General features: G+C 67.3%; 16 protein-coding genes. 10 read left to right on the top strand and 6 right to left on the bottom strand.

Going from position 1 to position 15,582, the window contains the following annotated elements:
* The first annotated feature begins 247 nt into the window (after window positions 1-247).
* From A9Z05_RS16005 to A9Z05_RS15960, 10 genes are all read left to right on the top strand, one after another.
* The gene (locus A9Z05_RS16005) at window positions 248-1,291 is read left to right on the top strand and encodes an alpha/beta fold hydrolase (RefSeq protein ID WP_069618945.1); all 1,044 of its coding nucleotides are present in this window, start codon (window positions 248-250) and stop codon (window positions 1,289-1,291) included.
* The gene (locus A9Z05_RS16000; RefSeq protein WP_069618944.1) at window positions 1,291-1,833 is read left to right on the top strand and encodes a cytochrome P460 family protein; all 543 of its coding nucleotides are present in this window, start codon (window positions 1,291-1,293) and stop codon (window positions 1,831-1,833) included. The genes A9Z05_RS16005 and A9Z05_RS16000 overlap by 1 nt, the downstream gene beginning before the upstream one ends.
* Window positions 1,834-2,116: 283 nt before the next feature.
* The gene (locus A9Z05_RS15995; RefSeq protein ID WP_069618943.1) at window positions 2,117-2,464 is read left to right on the top strand and encodes a DUF4148 domain-containing protein; all 348 of its coding nucleotides are present in this window, start codon (window positions 2,117-2,119) and stop codon (window positions 2,462-2,464) included.
* 84 nt (window positions 2,465-2,548) lie between these two features.
* Window positions 2,549-3,340, top strand: a complete 792-nt coding sequence (locus A9Z05_RS15990; protein ID WP_069619069.1) for an alpha/beta fold hydrolase — start codon at window positions 2,549-2,551, stop codon at window positions 3,338-3,340.
* 76 nt (window positions 3,341-3,416) lie between these two features.
* Window positions 3,417-4,817, top strand: coding sequence for an amidase family protein (locus A9Z05_RS15985; RefSeq protein WP_069618942.1), 1,401 nt, complete (start codon window positions 3,417-3,419; stop codon window positions 4,815-4,817).
* Window positions 4,818-5,187: 370 nt separating this feature from the next.
* Window positions 5,188-5,658 (top strand): rhodanese-like domain-containing protein, encoded by a 471-nt coding sequence (locus A9Z05_RS15980; RefSeq protein WP_069618941.1) that lies wholly within the window; start codon window positions 5,188-5,190, stop codon window positions 5,656-5,658.
* A 28-nt stretch (window positions 5,659-5,686) separates the two neighbouring features.
* Window positions 5,687-6,625, top strand: coding sequence for a serine O-acetyltransferase EpsC (gene epsC / locus A9Z05_RS15975; RefSeq protein WP_069618940.1), 939 nt, complete (start codon window positions 5,687-5,689; stop codon window positions 6,623-6,625).
* Window positions 6,626-6,633: 8 nt separating this feature from the next.
* Complete coding sequence (locus tag A9Z05_RS15970; protein ID WP_011356215.1) at window positions 6,634-6,855, top strand: helix-turn-helix domain-containing protein; 222 nt, start codon at window positions 6,634-6,636, stop codon at window positions 6,853-6,855.
* A 137-nt stretch (window positions 6,856-6,992) separates the two neighbouring features.
* Window positions 6,993-7,925, top strand: a complete 933-nt coding sequence (locus A9Z05_RS15965; protein ID WP_006479760.1) for a family 2A encapsulin nanocompartment shell protein — start codon at window positions 6,993-6,995, stop codon at window positions 7,923-7,925.
* Entirely contained in the window at window positions 7,900-9,909 is a 2,010-nt protein-coding gene (locus A9Z05_RS15960; protein WP_069618939.1) for a family 2A encapsulin nanocompartment cargo protein cysteine desulfurase, read from the top strand. The genes A9Z05_RS15965 and A9Z05_RS15960 overlap by 26 nt, the downstream gene beginning before the upstream one ends.
* 80 nt (window positions 9,910-9,989) lie before the next feature.
* Here the strand turns inward: A9Z05_RS15960 and A9Z05_RS15955 are convergent, their stop codons facing one another.
* The 6 genes from A9Z05_RS15955 to A9Z05_RS15930 form a co-directional block, all read right to left on the bottom strand.
* Window positions 9,990-10,874: an acetylglutamate kinase gene (locus A9Z05_RS15955; protein ID WP_069618938.1), complete on the bottom strand. Its 885-nt coding sequence runs from the start codon at window positions 10,872-10,874 to the stop codon at window positions 9,990-9,992.
* Window positions 10,875-10,922: 48 nt separating this feature from the next.
* On the bottom strand, window positions 10,923-11,444 hold the full coding sequence (locus A9Z05_RS15950; RefSeq protein WP_084044280.1) for a PTS sugar transporter subunit IIA: 522 nt from the start codon (window positions 11,442-11,444) through the stop codon (window positions 10,923-10,925).
* A gap of 132 nt (window positions 11,445-11,576) precedes the next feature.
* Complete coding sequence (locus tag A9Z05_RS15945; protein WP_256122005.1) at window positions 11,577-11,837, bottom strand: hypothetical protein; 261 nt, start codon at window positions 11,835-11,837, stop codon at window positions 11,577-11,579.
* Between the two features lie 567 nt (window positions 11,838-12,404).
* On the bottom strand, window positions 12,405-14,045 hold the full coding sequence (groL, locus tag A9Z05_RS15940) for a chaperonin GroEL (protein ID WP_069618936.1): 1,641 nt from the start codon (window positions 14,043-14,045) through the stop codon (window positions 12,405-12,407).
* 12 nt (window positions 14,046-14,057) lie between these two features.
* Window positions 14,058-14,348 (bottom strand): co-chaperone GroES, encoded by a 291-nt coding sequence (locus A9Z05_RS15935; protein ID WP_011694564.1) that lies wholly within the window; start codon window positions 14,346-14,348, stop codon window positions 14,058-14,060.
* Between the two features lie 193 nt (window positions 14,349-14,541).
* Entirely contained in the window at window positions 14,542-15,561 is a 1,020-nt protein-coding gene (locus A9Z05_RS15930; RefSeq protein ID WP_069618935.1) for an NAD(P)-dependent alcohol dehydrogenase, read from the bottom strand.
* Between the last annotated feature and the right edge of the window lie 21 nt (window positions 15,562-15,582).

Here is a 15,582-nt window from a genome sequence, read left to right as displayed (position 1 = left end):
GGCCCGTGTTCGTTTCCGCCGCGCGGTCGCGCCGAAACGTCGTTTTCTCGCGATTTTTGAATCGCCGTGTGTCGTGTTCGCACACGGATACGTTGAGATACAAAGCCTCCGGACGGTTCGGATATAAAACCGGTGAAGCAATTCACAGGGCGGCGCGGCGCCATCCGCCGCCGCCGCGAACGACGACATCCGATTGCCCGCACGTGCCGCGGGCCCTTCCTTAGCGATCGACAATGGAGAACGAGTCATGACCGATACCGTGAACACCCGCCGCCGCCTGATCCTGGGCACCACGCTGGCAAGCCTGAGCCTGGCCGACCTCGGCTTCAGCGCGCTCGCGCATGCGCAGTCGGCGCCCGATGCCGCGGCGGCGAAGCGCTCGTCCGGCGTCGCGTCGCTGGGCACGATCCACCAGATCGACGCGGGCGTGCTCAACGTCGGTTATGCGGATCTCGGGCCGAAGCAAGGCCCGGTCGTATTCCTGCTGCACGGCTGGCCGTACGACATCTACAGCTACGCGGACGTCGCGCCGCTGCTCGTCGCGGCCGGCTATCGCGTGATCGTGCCGTACCTGCGCGGCTACGGCTCGACGACGTTCCGTTCGGCCGACACGGTGCGCAACGGCCAGCAGGCGGTGACGGCCGTCGACATCGTCGCGCTGATGGATGCGCTGAAGATCGACCGCGCGATATTCGGCGGTTACGACTGGGGCGCGCGCACGACCGACGTCATCGCGGCGCTGTGGCCGCAGCGCGTGAAGGCGCTGGTGTCGGTGAGCGGCTACCTGATCGGCAGCCAGGCGGCGAATGCCGAGCCGCTGCCGCCGCAGGCCGAACTTCAATGGTGGTATCAGTTCTACTTCGCGACCGAACGCGGCGAACTCGGCTACGCGCAGAACCGCGATGCGTTCAACAAGCTGATCTGGCAACTCGCGTCGCCGAAGTGGCAGTTCTCCGAAGAGACCTATGCGCGCTCGGCCGCATCGTTCCGGAATCCCGATCACGTGGCCGTCGTGATCCACAACTATCGCTGGCGTCTCGGGCTCGCGCAGGGCGAAGCGAAATACGACGACATCGAGCGGCGTCTCGCCGCCGGGCCTTCGATCAGCGTGCCGACGATCACGATGGAAGGCGACGCGAACGGCGCGCCGCATCCTGACCCGGCCGCGTACGCGAAGAAGTTCACCGGCAAGTATCAGCACCGGACCATCACCGGCGGCATCGGCCACAACCTGCCGCAGGAAGCGCCGCAGGCCTTCGCCGATGCGATCCTGCAAGTGGAGCATCTGTGATGCGGGCCCGCGTGGGGGGATGGCGGCGTGGCGCGCGCCGTGGGTTCGTCGCGGGCGTGCTGCTGGCCGGCGCGTGGTCGGCGAGCGGGCCGGCCGCGTTCGCGGAACAGTCGAAGCCGGCCGCGGCCGCGTCGCCGATCTACGGCGTGACGATTCCGCCCGGCTACCGGAAGTGGGAAATGGTCGCGCCGGCCGAAGAGGCCGCACCGCTCGACGAGTTGCGCGTGGTGCTCGGCAATCCGGTTGCGATGCGTGCGCTCGAGAAGGCGACGCTGCCGTTCCCGGACGGCACGATCCTCGTGAAGCTCGCGTACAAGCGCAAGCCGTCCGACGAGTTCCCGCCCGCGACGGTGCCCGGCCAGGCGACGACCGTGCAGGTGATGGTGAAGGACTCGCGCCGCTATGCGGCGACGGGCGGCTGGGGGTTCGGCCGCTTCATCAACGGCGTGCCGGCCGACATCGGCCAGCATCAGACGTGCTTTGCGTGCCATCAGGCGCGGGTAAAGAACCACGATTACGTGTTCACGCGGCTCGCGCCGTGACGCGTGAGCGTGAAGTGGAGGGAAAGGCGTGCCCGGCGAGGCACGCCTTTTTTTGTGGTGCGCGGCGCCGGGCGAAACGGATCGAATCGAATCGGCAAGCGCGTGTGTATCGCACTGTATCTGCGGTCGTTCCTGAAAAACTGGCATGCAGAAAGCCCGGTTCCGGAAACATGCCGGATACGTGCGCGGGTTCTACTGTCGACATGCAGCAAACGTTCGGTGCCAGGCGTTCGCACCGGATGCCCAGTGCTCGACACCTCAACTTCGTTCAAGGAGAACCTTCATGAAAGCCGCTCGAATCCTCGCCGTTGCCGTCCTCGCCGTCGCCCCCGCGCTGTCGTTCGCCGATACCGGCCACGGCCTCACGCGCGCCGAAGTGCGCGCCGACCTCGTCCGTCTCGAGAAGGCCGGCTACAACCCGGCCGGCAGCGAAGCGCACTACCCGGATGACATCGCCGCCGCGGAGAACGCCGCCGCGGCTGCCGAGCAGGTCGCGCGTTCCGACCAGAACGGCCCGTCGAAGTCGCAAGGCGACAACGTGGCCGATGCATCGACGCCGGCTGGCCACCGCGATGCCGTGCAGTCGCGCGCCGCACGCTACGCCGCCGACGACCTGTACGCGCATTCGTGATCCGGCGCCGCGCTTGCCGCATGCAGGCGCGGCCGCTCGGGCAGCACCTCATTTCAACGACACGATAAGGAATGGAGCATGACGATGGCCGGTTTGATGAAACGCGTTCTGGTATCCGCCGCGATGATCGGCGGACTGTTCGGTGCGGTCGCGGCGCAAGCCGCACCGAAGGAAGACCTGAAGGGCACCAACGTCGTGCTCGTGCACGGCGCATTCGCCGACGGGTCGAGCTGGAACCGCGTGATTCCGCTGCTCGAGGCGCGCGGGCTGCACGTGGTGTCGGTGCAGAACCCGCTGAGCTCGCTCGCCGACGACGCGGCCGCGACGAAGCGCACGATCGACGAACAGAAGGGGCCGGTCGTGCTGGTCGGCCATTCGTGGGCGGGCGTCGTGATCAGCGACGCGGGCAACGACGACAAGGTGAAGTCGCTCGTGTACGTCGCGGCGTTCGCGCCGGACAACGGCCAGTCGATCGCCGACGTCACGCAGGGGCTGCCGGCACCGGCATGGGCCGGCGAACTGCGCAAGGACGCAGGCGGTTTCGCGCGGCTGTCGGACAAGGCGATCGCGCAGGATTTCGCGCCGGATCTGCCGCCCGCGCAGCAGCGCATCGTTGCCGCGACCCAGGGGCCGTGGTATAGCGGGTGCATCTCGGAGAAGGTCGCGCAAGCCGCATGGCATGCGAAGCCGTCGACGTTCGTCGTCGCGACGCACGACCGGATGATCGATCCGACGCTGCAGGAAGCGATGGCGAAGCGCATCGGCGCGACGGTCGCGCGGGTGAACGCGAGCCACGTCGCGATGCTGAGCCAGCCGAAGGCCGTGGCCGACGCGATCATCGCCGCCGCCGAGCGCGCGAAGCGGGATACGCAGTGAGCGCATGCGGCGCCGCGCTTTCGTGAGGAAGCGCGGCGCCGCGAGTGATTGTGATGTCCTTTCACCAGGAGAAGTCATGACCGAACTCTGGCAGCTGTCGGCAAGCGAACTCGCGAAACGCGTGCGGCAGCGTGACGTGTCCGCGCGTGAAGTGGCGGACGCCGTGCTCGATCGTCTCGATGCGGTGAATCCGGCGATCAACGCGGTGGTCGAACATCGCCCCGACGACGTGCGGCGACAGGCTGACGAAGTCGATCGCGCCATCGCGCGCGGCGATGATCCGGGGCCGCTCGCGGGCGTACCCGTCACCGTGAAGATCAACGTCGATCAGGCCGGCTTCGCGACGACCAACGGCACGCGCCTGCAGGAAAACCTGATCGCGCCCGCCGATAGCCCGGTGGTCGCCAACATCCGCAAGGCCGGCGGAGTGCTGCTCGGCCGCACCAATTCGCCGACGTTCGCACTGCGCTGGTTCACGTCGAATCGCGTGCATGGTCATACGCGCAATCCGCGCAATGCGTCGCTGACGCCGGGCGGATCGAGCGGCGGCGCGGCGGCGGCCGTGGCAGCCGGGATCGGTCCGCTCGCGGTCGGCACCGACATCGGCGGCTCGGTGCGCTACCCGGCCTATGCATGCGGCGTACACGGGATCCGGCCGTCGCTCGGTCGCGTGCCGGCATTCAATGCGTCGTCGCCCGAGCGGGCGATCGGCGCGCAACTGATGTCGGCGGCCGGACCGATCGCGCGCACGATCGACGATCTCTCGCTCGCGCTGCGGGCGTTCGCCGCACCGGACCCGCGCGATCCGTGGCACGTCGCGGTGCCGTTCGATGGGCGTGCGGTGCCGAAGCGCGCGGCGCTGTGCGTGCGTCCGCGCGGCCTGGCGGTCGTGCCCGAAGTCGAGGCCGCGTTGCGCGATGCCGCGCGCCGGCTCGTCGATGCCGGCTGGACCGTCGACGAGATCGACGATACGCCGCCGATGCGCGAGGCCGCGCTGCTGCAGGAACAGCTGTGGCTCGGCGATGGCTTCGACGCGCTGGCGAACTCGGTCGAGCAGGACGGCGATCCGGGCGCGGCTGCGGTGATCGCCGCCGTGCGCGGCAAGGTGCGCGATCTGCCGGCCGACGTGATCAGCCGCGCGCTGTTCCGACGCACGACGTTGACGCGAGAGTGGCGGCTGTTCCTCGATGAATATCCGGTGTTGCTGCTGCCTGTTTCATCGGAACTGCCGTTCCCCGACGATCTCGACCGACAAGGGCCGGACGGCTTCGAACGCGTGTGGGAAGCGCAGCTCACGTTGCGCGCGCTGCCCGCGATGGGGCTGCCGGGGCTGACCGTCACGACGTCGGTCGTGAACGGCGTGCCGGTGGGTGTGCAGGTGGTCGCCACGCATCATCGCGAGGATCTGTGTCTGCTCGCGGGGCGCGATATCGAGGCGCGTGGCGCGCCAGTCGCGGTGGTCGACCCGGTAGTGTGACGTACTGAAGAACACATGCATCGGCGAGGCTCGGTGGCTTCGTCGATGCGTCGCGTGATCCGCTTCATTCCGGATTCCATGACGATGCGCCGCATGCCGCGCCGATCGTTCTCCTCCTTTTGAATCCCTTCGATGCACGACATCGAACGGCCCCCGTCCTTCCTTTCCCTCCCGTCGGCGACCGCGCATCGATAGCGCGCGTCTGCTATTGCATTCCCCACGGCGCTGATTAGGAAATGAATTTTTATTGGTTCTGCTTCCCCGGCCGCACTCGCATAGTGGCGCTGACGGCTATAGACAGCACGCAAGCTGCGACAGCCGCATTCCCGGTGTCTTTGTTCATACGAATCTGAGAATACAAGGAAGTGTCATGACGGTTGAACTGGAAGAACGCACCGCTGCGCAACAGGCGCTCGAAGACGCGCGCGCGGCGGCCCTGGCGGCCGGCACGCCCTACGCGGGCGGCGTCGCGCCCGAAGCCGCGTGGGCGCTGTTCGCGGCGGGCGACGCAGTGCTGGTGGACGTGCGCACGGCCGAGGAACGGAAATTCGTCGGTTACGTGCCGGAGTCGTTGCACGTGCCGTGGGCGACCGGCACGAGCCTGACGCGCAACCCGCGCTTCGTGCGCGAGCTGGAAGCGAAGACCGGCAAGGACGCGGTCGTGCTGTTGTTGTGCCGCAGCGGCAACCGCTCCGCCCAGGCGGCCGAGGCAGCAACGAAGGGTGGTTTCACGCAGGTATTCAATGTGCTCGAAGGCTTCGAGGGCGACCTCGACGAACGGCAGCATCGCGGCGGCCACAACGGCTGGCGCTTCCGCGGCCTGCCGTGGGCGCAGGATTGATTCACGGCCGTTACGGGGAGAAAGCAGCATGGCCGCATTCGATATCGACGACATCGTTCAGTCGCTGCAGACGGTGCGCCGCGCGTGGCGCGAAAAGCAGCGGCGCTCGCTCGAACCGGGCGGGCGCGATTTGCCGGCGCGCGAGGCGCTCGCGCAGATCGTCGGCGGGCTGAAGGGGGTGCTGTTCCCGATGCGGCTCGGGCCGCCCGACCTGCGGCAGGAGAGCGAGAACCTCCACGTCGCTCACGCGCTCGACGCGGCGTTGAACGCGCTGCTCACGCAGGTGACGCTCGAATTGCGCTACGCGGCGCGCCAGCGCAACGCCGACGGGCCGGTGGACAACGTCGACGAAGTCGCGTCGAAGGCCGTACAGGCGTTCGCCGCGCGCCTGCCCGAGATTCGCCGGCTGCTCGACAGCGACGTGCTGGCGGCCTTCCACGGCGATCCGGCGGCCGGCAGCGTCGACGAGGTGCTGCTGTGCTATCCGGGCATCCTCGCGATGATCCACCATCGGCTCGCGCACGAGCTGTACGGGCTCGGCCTGCCGCTGCTCGCGCGGATCATCGCCGAGCAGGCGCATGCGGAAACCGGTATCGACATCCATCCGGGCGCGCGCATCGGCGCGGGTTTCTTCATCGACCACGGCACGGGCGTCGTGATCGGCGAGACGGCGATCATCGGCGAGCGCGTGCGCGTGTACCAGGCCGTCACGCTCGGCGCGAAGCGCTTCCCGCGCGATGCGGCCGGCCATCTGGAGAAAGGGCTCGCGCGCCATCCGATCGTCGAGGACGACGTGGTCATCTATGCGGGCGCAACGATTCTCGGCCGCGTGACGATCGGGCGCGGCGCGGTGATCGGCGGCAACGTGTGGCTCACGCAGGACGTGCCGGCCGGCGAAAACGTCACGCAGGCCGTGCTGCGCAGCGAAGCGAATGCCGCGCCGCGCACGGCGGCCCGCGTCGCCTAGGAGGCGCGATGAGCGACCTCATCCATCACTTCGGCGCCAACGTGCGCAAACTGCGCGAAGCGCGTACGTGGTCGCAGGAGCAGCTGGCCGAGCATGCGGGGCTGAACCGCTCGTATGTCGGCGAGATCGAGCGCGGCGAAGCGATCGCGTCGATCGTCACGGCCGACAAGATCGCGCGCGCGTTCGACGTGTCGATCTCGACGCTACTGCCGGGCGCGTACGTCACCTGAGGCCGCCCCCATCGTTTTCCCCTTTCGGGTGCACGACCTGACGGCTATAGCATGTTGAGCCGGCAAGGGCGTGCTCCCGATAATCACCCAGCGTCATAAGCAATCCCGTTTTTCATCTTAAGAACCCGGAGCCACACATGTCGACCGTTGCAAGCGGCACGGCCGCGCTGAGCGATCACGCCGCCCGCCAACTAGCGAACGCTACCAAGACCGTCCCGCAGCTTTCCACGATCACGCCGCGCTGGCTGACCCATCTGCTGCAATGGGTGCCGGTCGAGGCCGGCATCTACCGCCTGAACCAGGTGAAGAACCCGGAGGCGGTGCGCGCCGCGTGCACGCAGCTCGAGGACGAAAGCGTGCTGCCGCAGACCTTCGTACCGTACGAGGAACAGCCGCGCGAGTACTTCCTGAATGCGGTGAGCACGGTGCTCGACGTGCATACGCGGATCTCCGATCTTTACAGCAGTCCTCATGACCAGATCAAGGAACAGCTGCGCCTGACGATCGAGACGATCAAGGAGCTGCAGGAAAGCCAGCTGATCAACAATCCCGATTACGGGCTGCTCGCGAACGTGACCGACGAACAGCGGATCTTCCCGCTGACGGGCGCGCCGACGCCGGACGATCTCGACGAGCTGCTGACGAAGGTGTGGAAGGAGCCGGCATTCTTCCTCACGCACCCGCTCGCGATCGCCGCGTTCGGCCGCGAATGCACGCGGCGCGGCGTGCCGCCGCCGACGGTCAGCCTGTTCGGCTCGCAGTTCCTCACGTGGCGCGGCATTCCGCTGATTCCGTCGGACAAGGTGCCGGTCGCGGACGGCAAGACCAAGATCCTGCTGCTGCGCGTCGGCGACAAGCGCCAGGGCGTCGTCGGCCTGTACCAGCCGGGCGTCGCGGGCGAGCAGGGGCCGGGCCTGTCGGTGCGCTTCATGGGGATCAACAACCAGGCGATCGCGTCGTACCTGATCTCGCTGTATTGCTCGCTCGCGGTCCATTCGCCGGATGCGCTGGCTGTCCTCGATGACGTCGAAATCGCCAAGTTCCATGACTATCCCGACACCTACCGTTAATCCCGGCCTGGCCGGCGGCGACGCGCACGCGCTGCCGCACGCGCCGCTGCCGGCCGGCTTGCCCGACCCGGCGACGCTCGCGCGGCTCGCGTCCGAGTTCTTCGCGACGCCGCCCGGGCAGGCCACCGCGCCCGGGCTGTCGGCGGGTAGCGGCGCGGTCGGCGGCGTGCCGTCGGCCTTGCCGGCCGCGGCGCCGATCCTCGCGTCGGTGAGCAACCCGGTGCCGGGCGGTTCGCCGCTCGCGGGCCCGGGCGGGGCGGGCACCGGTGTGCCGGGTCTTGCGTTGCCGCAAGGCAAGGTACCGGGCGCGAACCTCGCGCCGTCCGCGCCGACGCACGTGCTGTCGCTCGGCAACCGCGCACCCGCGCTTGCGCCGCATGCGGCCGCGCAGAACGGGCTGCCCGACAACGCGGTGTCGATCGCGCCCGCGCTCGAACCGCGTGTCGGCGGCGCGGCGCTCGGTGTGCCGCAGGTCAATGCGCCGGCACCGGAAGGTGCGGCCAAGGCGTCGCCATACTACTTCACCGACGGTTCGCTGCAAGGCTGGCAGGCGACGCCGCAGGACATCGTCGTACCGTCGAACGGGCTGGCGTCGCCGGAAGCGTTCGGGCTGCCGGGCGATGACGCGCTGCGCGCGCTGCTCGCCGTGCATCGCGACGTGCCGGTATCACGTGCGTCGGGTGCATCGGGCGCGGATGTGCCGCGTTATTTCATCGACGATGCGCAGGCAGCCGAGCCGCAAGGCCAGTTGTATCGCGGCGCGCATCCGCCGTTCGACGTGAACGCGATCCGCCGCGATTTCCCGATCCTGCAGGAGCGCGTGAACGGCAAGCAGCTCGTCTGGTTCGACAACGCGGCGACGACGCACAAGCCGCAGGCCGTGATCGACCGCCTCGCATACTTCTATGCACACGAGAACTCGAACATCCACCGCGCGGCGCACGCACTGGCCGGCCGCGCGACGGATGCGTACGAGCATGCACGGGAAACGGTGCAGCGCTTCATCGGCGCATCGTCGCCCGACGAGATCGTGTTCGTGCGCGGCACGACCGAGGCGATCAACCTGATCGCGAAGACGTGGGGCGTGCAGAACGTCGGCGAAGGCGACGAGATCGTCGTGTCGCATCTCGAGCATCACGCGAACATCGTGCCGTGGCAGCAGCTTGCCGCGCAGAAGGGGGCGAAGCTGCGCGTGATTCCGGTCGACGATTCGGGGCAGGTGCTGCTCGACGAATACCGGAAGCTGCTCAACGATCGCACGAAGATCGTGTCCGTCACGCAGGTGTCGAACGCGCTCGGCACGGTCGTGCCGGTGAAGGAGATCGTCGAGCTCGCGCATCGCGCGGGCGCGAAGGCGCTCGTCGACGGTGCGCAGTCGATCTCGCACATGCGTGTGGACGTGCAGGCGCTCGATGCGGATTTCTTCGTGTTCTCCGGGCACAAGATCTACGGGCCGACCGGGATCGGCGTCGTGTACGGCAAGCGCGCGATTCTCGACGACATGCCGCCGTGGCAGGGGGGCGGCAACATGATCGCGGACGTGACGTTCGAGCGCACGGTGTTCCAGCCGCCGCCGAACCGCTTCGAAGCCGGCACAGGCAACATCGCGGATGCGGTGGGGCTCGGCGCGGCGCTCGACTACGTGAACCGTGTCGGCATCGAGAACATCGCGCGCTACGAGCACGATTTGCTCGCGTATGCAACGAGCGTGCTCGCGCCGGTGCCGGGCGTGCGGCTCGTCGGTACCGCGCGTGACAAGGCGAGCGTGCTGTCGTTCGTGCTGAAGGGCTATGAAACCGAGGAAGTCGGGCAGGCGCTGAACGAAGAGGGCATCGCGGTGCGCTCGGGGCATCACTGCGCGCAGCCGATCCTGCGGCGTTTCGGGCTCGAAGCCACGGTGCGGCCGTCGCTCGCGTTCTACAACACGTGCGATGAAGTCGATGCGCTGGTGAGTGTCGTGAGGAGACTGGCGGCGCGACGCTGACGCTTTCGTTGCGCCGATGTTGATGTGGTCCGCTTGCGGCGGCCTTCGCGGGCCGCCGCAAGCATTTTTATGCTGCCCGGTCAGAAGCGCACGACCGGCTTCTGCTCGACGCTGAACCCGTCGCGCAGCACGCACGCCGAATCGGCGAAGTAGCGACGGGTTTCCGACAGCAGATCGGTGTTGCCGCGCCGGCAGAACACCACGCCCGATCCTTCCTCCGTCAACAGTTCGTCGATCAGCGAATCGGGTTGCCCGATATCGGCGAGGTGCACGTTCTGCACGCCGTGTGCAAGCGCATCGAGCGCGTCGCGCACGCACGGCGCCGCGTCGGCGGCCGGATGCTCGGCCAGCCATTGCTCGAGTTCCGTGATGCCGTACAGGCCGGCAAGCTCGCCGAGTTCGCGCAGCCATGCGCTGTCGACCATCATCACCAGCGTGACGGCGCCCGTGCGTTGCGCGAACAGGCTGCCGAGCCGCTCCGGGCGCAGCAGCCGATCGTGGCCCGCGTCGTCCGGTGCGACCGGCATCACGACGGGCACCAGTCCATTGTCGAGAAACGCGTTTAACGCAGCGCTGTCGAATCGTGCGACCGTGCTCGTGCTCGCGCAGTCGGGTTCAGCGCCGGCAACCAGCAAGCCGCCGTCGTGACCGTCGATTCCGATCGCCCGCGCGCCGTGGCTGCCGATCAGGCGCACCAGTTCATGATTGACGCCGGTCATGGCCGCATGCACGGTGTGGACCGATTGCGTGCCGGACGCGGTCGGGATGCTCTGGATCACGATCGGACGGATGCCGGTGAGCGCGAGCAGCGCGACATCCTGCGCGAAGGCGGAGCGCGAGGTGGCGTTGCTTGCGGTACCGCCGTCGACGACGACGACGGTCTGTCCGTGCAGCGCCTGCATGAAAGGCAGCGAGCGGGTCAGCCCGGCCGCGCGTCGAGTGGAAGTATCAGGGTCTGGGAACATGGGAATCCGAAATGATGAAGGAGATGCCTGTCGTTGCACGATGTCGGGTCAAACAGTGCGTTGCATGAGCCGGTGAATCTCGTCGGGCGTTCGCGCATCGCGCGACGCCTGCCGGATCGCGCGTTCGCTGAACCATCGCGCGGCGTCGGCGAGCAGTTCGAGATGCACGCGGTCGTCCGCGTGCGGCAGCACCAGCACGATGAATTCGCGCACGGGCTTGCGGTCCGGCGCGTTGAATCCGAACGGATACCGCGCGCGAACGAACAGCGCGACGGACGAGCGGAGCCCGTCGATGCGTGCGTGTGGAATCGCGACGCCTTGCCCAAGGCCGGTCGAGCCGAGTTGCTCGCGCTTGATCAGTTCGGCTCGGATCCGCTCAGCGGATACGCCGCGACAACTCGCGACATGGCGTGCGGCCAGGTCGAACAACTGGCTCGCGCTTTCCACGGGCACATCGAGCACGATGTTGTCCGGTGGACAGGCGTCGGCGAGCCGGGTCGCGAACGGGTTGCTGCCGCGTCGGTGAGGGAGGGGGGATTGGCCGCCGACGGCGGCCTGCTGCGTTTGCATGCGGATTGCTCCGTGTCGGGATGACAGGGAAATCCTAGACAAGCGCGCGTAAAGACGGTGTCAGATACGCGGTGGGCGGGCACTAAAATTTCGTATCGAACGGCGATGGCGTCGCGCCCGATGCGGATGGCCTCAAGTGCCCGACAGCACGAACGGCAGCGTTGTCAGCAGAAACACCGAAATGCCGACGACCGGCGCACCGAACGCGATTGCCGCGAACGCGACCGCGGCGCTCGCCAGTACGAGCGTTCTCGACACCCGGCGACGGCGGTCGTGCGCCGTCGTTCGCGCCTCGTGGAGGGTTTCGGTCCGCCTGCCGATCACGTGTTTCCAGAACGTCAAACCCAGCATCATTTCACGGCTCCTGTATGAAAGACGATCGAGACGGGGCACGCGATGTTGCGGAAGCGGAAGGCCCCGTGAATGAAATAGGTGATGCAAGGCAACTGGCTAGAATCGGCGGATCGATCACGCGTCGTCACGCGGCTTGCGTCGCATGCCCGTGCTCGAACGCACGCATTGCGATGCGTGACGACCGTATCGACATCGCGTTCAAGCGTGCGCGGAAAGGACTACGGCGCGCATCGTCCGTCTGCGGCAGGACGGTGGCTCGGGAAGGAGACGCAGGCGTCCGGCCTGTCAGGCGAAAAAGCAACTCGGAGGACGAGGACTTCGGATGCGCATGGCGCGTGCTCGGTCGTGGATGGCGAACCCATTCTAGTGAACGGGTGCGCAGGTGCAAGTAAAAAGGTCGTAAAGGCATGTGAGTCGAGCGTTGTTGCACTGCCAGAGATGCGCGCTCGTGCGGCAGGGCGCGCACCAGCACGTTTGGTGTGCGCCAACGGCTCCGTACACGGTCGGTCTTAAAGAAAAACGCGTGACGACTTTTGTCGCCACGCGTTGCAGGACCCTGCCCAACCGCGCGCACGCCGACAAACCGGCGCGCACGCTGTCGCATCGTCAGAAATCGAATCCCGGCCCGCCCGCGCCGGGGCCGCCCGGCGCGGCGGCCGGCGCCGCATCCTTCGGCGCTTCGAACACGGTCGCATCGGTCGTCAGCAGCAGCCCGGCCACCGACGCCGCATTCTGCAGCGCGGTGCGCGTAACCTTGGTCGGATCGAGCACGCCCGATTCGACGAGGTCGCCGTACTCGCCCGTCTGCGCGTTGTAGCCGAAGTTGCCCGTGCCTTCCGCGACCTTCGCGACGACGACGCTCGCTTCCTCGCCCGCATTCGTGACGATCTGGCGCAGCGGTTCTTCCAGCGCGCGCAGCACGATCTTGATGCCGGCGTCCTGGTCGGCGTTCGCGCCCTTCAGTTCGCGGATCGCCTGCCGCACGCGGATCAGCGCGACGCCGCCGCCCGGCACGATGCCTTCCTCGACGGCCGCGCGCGTGGCGTGCAGCGCGTCGTCGACGCGATCCTTTTTCTCCTTCACCTCGATTTCGGTCGCGCCGCCGACCTTGATCACCGCCACGCCGCCCGCGAGCTTCGCGACGCGTTCCTGCAGCTTCTCGCGGTCGTAGTCGGACGTCGCCTCTTCGATCTGCACGCGGATCTGCTTCACGCGCGCCTCGATGTTCTTCGCATCGCCCGCGCCGTCGATCACCGTGGTGTTTTCCTTGCCGACCTCGATGCGCTTCGCCTGGCCGAGTTCGGCGAGCGTGGCCTTTTCGAGCGTCAGGCCCGTTTCCTCGGCGATGACCTGGCCGCCGGTGAGGATCGCGATGTCCTCGAGCAGCGCCTTGCGGCGATCGCCGAAGCCCGGCGCCTTGACCGCGACCGTCTTCAGGATCCCGCGGATGTTGTTCACGACGAGCGTCGCGAGCGCTTCGCCTTCGACGTCTTCCGCGATGATCAGCAGCGGCCGGCCCGACTTCGCGACCTGTTCGAGCACCGGCAGCAGGTCGCGGATGTTCGAGATCTTCTTGTCGTGCAGCAGGATGTACGGGTTTTCGATCTCGGCGATCTGCTTGTCCGGATTGTTGATGAAATACGGCGACAGGTAGCCGCGATCGAACTGCAGCCCTTCGACGACGTCGAGCTCGTCGGCGAGCGACTTGCCGTCCTCGACGGTGATCACGCCTTCCTTGCCGACGCGGTCGATCGCTTCGGCGATGCGCTGGCCGATCGATTCCTCGCCGTTCGCGGAGATCGTCGCGACCTGCGCGATTTCCTTGCTCGTGGTGGTCGGCTTGCTGATCTTCTTCAATTCGTCGACGGCCGACGCGACGGCCTTGTCGATGCCGCGCTTCAGGTCGAGCGGATTGAGCCCGGCCGCGACGTACTTCTGGCCTTCGCGGACGATTGCCTGCGCGAGCACGGTGGCCGTCGTCGTGCCGTCGCCAGCCGCGTCGCTGGTGCGCGACGCGACTTCCTTCACGAGCTGCGCGCCGATGTTCTGCAGCTTGTCCGCGAGTTCGATTTCCTTCGCGACCGACACGCCGTCCTTCGTGACGACGGGCGCGCCGAAGCTGCGTTCGAGCACGACGTTGCGGCCCTTCGGTCCGAGCGTGACCTTCACCGCGTTCGCGAGAATGTTCACGCCTTCGGTCAGCTTCGACCGTGCGATGTCGCTGAAAATGATTTCCTTGGCTGCCATGATTGCGCTCCGTTATTGATTGACGACCGCGACGATGTCTTCTTCGCGCAGCACGAGAAACTCGTTGCCGTCCACCTTGACGGCTTGCCCCGCGTACTTGCCGAACAGCACGCGCTCGCCGACCTGCAGGTCGGGCACGATGCGCTGGCCGTCCGTGTCCTTGCGGCCGGGGCCGACGGCGATCACTTCGCCCTGGTCGGGTTTTTCGGCGGCGCTATCGGGAATCACGATGCCCGATGCGGTGGTGGTTTCCTGGTCGAGTCGCTTCACGATCACGCGGTCGTGCAAGGGGCGTAGGCTCATTTTTTCGTCCTGTGCTGTTCTGTCGAAATTGGCTGGCACTCTTTAACAGAGAGTGCTGACGAGTATAAAAATGCAGGGCGGCGCGATCCAATAACGGATTCGGAAAAGCATTTGCGCGAATGCGCTTTGGACGGGAAGACGGGGAACGGAGAGGGAGGATGCGGGAGAGGGCGGCGTGTGCCGCCCTCAGGCGTTACGACGCGACGCGAATCACCACCTTGCCGAAGTGCTGCCCCGATTGCAGGTACGCATACGCTTGCGGCGCTTCGTCGAAGCCGAACACGCGATCGACCACCGGCTCGATCCGCTTCGCGTCGACGAGCCGCACGACGTCGTCGAGCATCGCGCGGCTGCCGACCATGAAGCCGTGCAGTTGCTTGACGCCGCCGATCAGCGGCAGCAGATCGAGTACCGGCCCGCCGAAGCTGCTGAGGCCTCCGATGATCGACACGATGCCGCCGAGCTTCGTCGCGGCGATCGAGCGCGGCAGCGTATCGCGGCCGCCGACTTCGACGACGAGATCCGCGCCCGCGCCGCCGGTGAGCCGCAATACTTCATGTTGCCATTCGGGCGTCGTCCGATAGTTGATCGTTGCGTCCGCACCGAGTGCACGGGCGCGTTCGAGCTTCGCGTCGCTCGACGACGTGACGATCGTGCGCAACCCCGTCGCCTGCGCGAGCTGCAGCGCGATGATCGATACGCCACCGGTGCCGAGCAGCACGACGGTCGCGCCGGGCTTCAATCCGCCGCCGACGAACAGCGCGTTCCACGCGGTGACGCCCGCGCACGACAGCGTCGCCGCTTCGTCGTAGTCGAGATGCGCGGGAATCGCAACCAGCGCGGTTTCGTCGGCGACGAAGCGTTCGGCCAGCACGCCATCGAATTGTGCGCCGGGCGAACCCGACACTTTGTGCGGCGTCGGCGGCCCGTCGATCCAGCGCGGGAAGTAGGTGTTGATCACGCGGTCGCCCGGCCTGAAGCGCGTGACGTCGCGGCCGGTCTCGACCACTTCGCCGGCGCCGTCGGCGACCGGGATCAGCGCTTCCTTACCGATCCCCAGATAGTCGCCGCGCGCGAACATCAGATCGCGATAGTTCAGCGCGGCCGAATGGATCTTGACGACGACATCGGTCGGCCCGACCGGCCGCAGCGTCGCGTCGATGCGCCGGAGCCCGGCAATGCCGTCGCCCGGTTTGATTTGCCATGCATGCATGTCGACTCCTTTTTCGAGATA

The sequence above is a fragment of the Burkholderia sp. A2 genome, from assembly GCF_001729305.1.
GTDB classification, from domain to species: domain Bacteria; phylum Pseudomonadota; class Gammaproteobacteria; order Burkholderiales; family Burkholderiaceae; genus Burkholderia; species Burkholderia sola.
The sequence above is the reverse complement of the archived record's forward strand: the minus strand, read 5'-3'. Positions and strand labels throughout refer to the sequence as shown.

What these genes read in the sequence shown, in the direction of transcription:
- A9Z05_RS15995 (WP_069618943.1), top strand. Translation starts at nt 2,117, where the DNA reads ATGAAAGCCGCTCGAATCCTCGCCGTTGCCGTCCTCGCCGTCGCCCCC.
- A9Z05_RS15935 (WP_011694564.1), bottom strand. Translation starts at nt 14,348, where the DNA reads ATGAGCCTACGCCCCTTGCACGACCGCGTGATCGTGAAGCGACTCGAC.
- epsC (WP_069618940.1), top strand. Translation starts at nt 5,687, where the DNA reads ATGGCCGCATTCGATATCGACGACATCGTTCAGTCGCTGCAGACGGTG.
- A9Z05_RS15930 (WP_069618935.1), bottom strand. Translation starts at nt 15,561, where the DNA reads ATGCATGCATGGCAAATCAAACCGGGCGACGGCATTGCCGGGCTCCGG.
- A9Z05_RS16005 (WP_069618945.1), top strand. Translation starts at nt 248, where the DNA reads ATGACCGATACCGTGAACACCCGCCGCCGCCTGATCCTGGGCACCACG.
- A9Z05_RS15955 (WP_069618938.1), bottom strand. Translation starts at nt 10,874, where the DNA reads ATGTTCCCAGACCCTGATACTTCCACTCGACGCGCGGCCGGGCTGACC.
- A9Z05_RS16000 (WP_069618944.1), top strand. Translation starts at nt 1,291, where the DNA reads ATGCGGGCCCGCGTGGGGGGATGGCGGCGTGGCGCGCGCCGTGGGTTC.
- A9Z05_RS15990 (WP_069619069.1), top strand. Translation starts at nt 2,549, where the DNA reads ATGGCCGGTTTGATGAAACGCGTTCTGGTATCCGCCGCGATGATCGGC.
- A9Z05_RS15950 (WP_084044280.1), bottom strand. Translation starts at nt 11,444, where the DNA reads ATGCAAACGCAGCAGGCCGCCGTCGGCGGCCAATCCCCCCTCCCTCAC.
- A9Z05_RS15980 (WP_069618941.1), top strand. Translation starts at nt 5,188, where the DNA reads ATGACGGTTGAACTGGAAGAACGCACCGCTGCGCAACAGGCGCTCGAA.
- A9Z05_RS15965 (WP_006479760.1), top strand. Translation starts at nt 6,993, where the DNA reads ATGTCGACCGTTGCAAGCGGCACGGCCGCGCTGAGCGATCACGCCGCC.
- A9Z05_RS15960 (WP_069618939.1), top strand. Translation starts at nt 7,900, where the DNA reads ATGACTATCCCGACACCTACCGTTAATCCCGGCCTGGCCGGCGGCGAC.
- groL (WP_069618936.1), bottom strand. Translation starts at nt 14,045, where the DNA reads ATGGCAGCCAAGGAAATCATTTTCAGCGACATCGCACGGTCGAAGCTG.
- A9Z05_RS15985 (WP_069618942.1), top strand. Translation starts at nt 3,417, where the DNA reads ATGACCGAACTCTGGCAGCTGTCGGCAAGCGAACTCGCGAAACGCGTG.
- A9Z05_RS15970 (WP_011356215.1), top strand. Translation starts at nt 6,634, where the DNA reads ATGAGCGACCTCATCCATCACTTCGGCGCCAACGTGCGCAAACTGCGC.